Source organism: Thioalkalivibrio sp. ALgr3 (assembly GCF_000377325.1).
In the GTDB taxonomy this organism is placed as follows: Bacteria; Pseudomonadota; Gammaproteobacteria; order Ectothiorhodospirales; family Ectothiorhodospiraceae; genus Thioalkalivibrio.
The window spans coordinates 1-2113 of the sequence record NZ_KB898023.1 but is presented as its reverse complement, the minus strand read 5'-3'; the positions used below and the strand labels follow the sequence as shown (position 1 = coordinate 2113).

3 protein-coding genes are annotated in these 2113 nt (G+C 59.4%); all 3 read right to left on the bottom strand.

Translation table 11 applies throughout. From position 1 onward, the window contains the following. Nucleotides 1-168: 168 nt before the first annotated feature. Nucleotides 169-600, bottom strand: a complete 432-nt coding sequence (locus C998_RS0113840) for a hypothetical protein (protein ID WP_018871467.1) — start codon at nt 598-600, stop codon at nt 169-171. Between the two features lie 578 nt (nt 601-1178). Further along, nucleotides 1179-1484, bottom strand: a complete 306-nt coding sequence (locus C998_RS14995) for a hypothetical protein (protein ID WP_156001365.1) — start codon at nt 1482-1484, stop codon at nt 1179-1181. Nucleotides 1485-1568: 84 nt separating this feature from the next. Continuing rightward, the coding region (locus C998_RS15110) for a hypothetical protein (RefSeq protein ID WP_196799396.1) at nt 1569-2113 on the bottom strand (545 nt) is incomplete at its 5' end.

Here is a 2113-nt window from a genome sequence, read left to right as displayed (position 1 = left end):
CACCTCACTCGCGATGGAATGAACCAGAGCCGGACTCTTGCGCGCGCTCAGTACCCGGATGATCTGGTGATGCAAAGGGTGTTTCGCCTGCATTACTGTCTGCCCCACAAGGATACCCTAGAAGTACATTGTTTTGTTCGGATATGCGAGATTGTTTCCGTGTGAACGCTAACGGGCGCCCCGGTACTCCGGAATCGTGCCGTCCGCACAGCGCTCAAAGTGGTAGCGAACCTCGAACGGCCTCGTCCCGGCTGGGCGTCCGTCTTCATCGACAACCTCCACCTCTTCCTGCACGAAATACAGGAACACAACGGCGCAGCCAGGCTTGCCGTCGATCATGTTCTGCCGTTCGGCCCGCAGCTCCACCGGCTCGCTCGAACCCGTGGTCTGCTCGAACATCGCCTGCATTTCCGGACCCGCAGGCCCGCGAGAGGCACCCTGGATCGTGGCCTTCAGCAAGTGCTCCTCGAAGGAAAGCTCCGCCCACTCACCTTCACCGTGAGACATCAACCCGTCTCCAGCATGGAGCGGCCCCGAGAACCCAACGGCCAGAGCCGCCATCAATGCCGCCGCAGCGGCGCGCTTATGTTTCTGGAACACCGCGATTCCTTCGTGTAATGTACAAGCCGGTTCAATGGTAACGGGAGAATACCATTATGGCAAGTCTTGGTTTGGGAATGTCGCGGATCGCCGCGATTGGGCTCGCAGCCGTGGTTATGGCCGGGTGCGCCTCCACTCCGAAGGGGAGCGCGGAAGTCCCGCCCCCATGCAAGGGGCCGCGCGTGGACCTGGGCATCCAGCACGAGCTGGGGCGCAGCGGCATGGGGGGACTGAGTGTGGTGATGGGCTCGTTCCTGATCGACCGTGCCGTAAGAGCTACGAGAAGGGCCACTGGGCAGTGCATCCCGAAACACCAGCACCCGGACCCCTATGGCCGTAAAAGAGCGGCTGACGCAAGCGGGGGCGGCTGAGATCGCGGAGACGGGGGCGACCTCAACCCTCCTGCTGAACCGGCCTATTCGGCCTGTACTTCAGCCATTTCCTTGAATCGCTTTCTGCGCGCTTCAAGCTGTTCGTTTCTGGCTCGGCGCCGAGCTTCCCAACGGTCCCGGCGCTCCTGGACCACCTCCTCGGTCACGTCTTCCCCGTCCTCCGAAGAAGCGCGCTGCCTCAACCGCTCAGCGCCCTTTCTGGAAAGCGCGTCCCTGTTGAATCTCCATCGCTTCTTTCAGGTCGAGGCGATTCGGTCGGCGGCCTTCTCGCTCGATCCGTTCCGCGAGACGACCAACACGATCCTCCTCGTGCGCAAGCGCCACGAATACCCGGAAGTCCCCCGCCTCCAGGTCTTCGGTCTGCAACCCCCTCCAGAATAGAGTCGACACAAGGACGACAAGCGAAACGGTCGCCAGAACCGAGAGCGCGGCACCCACAGGGCCGGGAATCACCAGCCAGAGTAAAGCCGCTGGACCGGCGACCACACTCAAGCAGGCTCCCGATGCGTACCAAACCCAACGATCCCCCACGACACGCTCTCCCTCAGATCAAAGCGAGCATTTTCCAACCGGCGCTCACATCGAGCCCAGCCCTTCACATCCATCAATCCACCCGATTTCATTCACATCGGAATTACCACTGGCGCTCGCCACAAAGTAATTCCCATTTGAGAGCTGCCCCGAGACGTAAACATTCCCATAGAAATCGACCAACATGGTAGCCATCCAACTGTATCCGGGTGGCCGATAGGAGGCGACCCGGCTATCATTGGAAACTCGCCGCTGCTCCACCCGGTCATTCCAAAGCTGGAAATAGTATTCACCGCCCGGATACACCACGTTAATCGGTGTATTATTCCAAACCGTATTACTAACTTTGCGGTCGCGAATCACGCTCCCGTCCTCCAGATCAATAATGACATCCCGATAGCTTCTGCCATTGTTGATAAAATACATAAAATGGAGCCGACCCCGATCCTCATCAATATAAGCACTCCTCACCATGTAACCGCGTTCTTGTTGAGTCCCGGTACGCCGCTCGATACTGCGCACCCACTCTCGCTGCCCAGTGTCGGCATCAAAGGACTCTACAAAGACGCGCGTCTCACTGCCGTCATTGC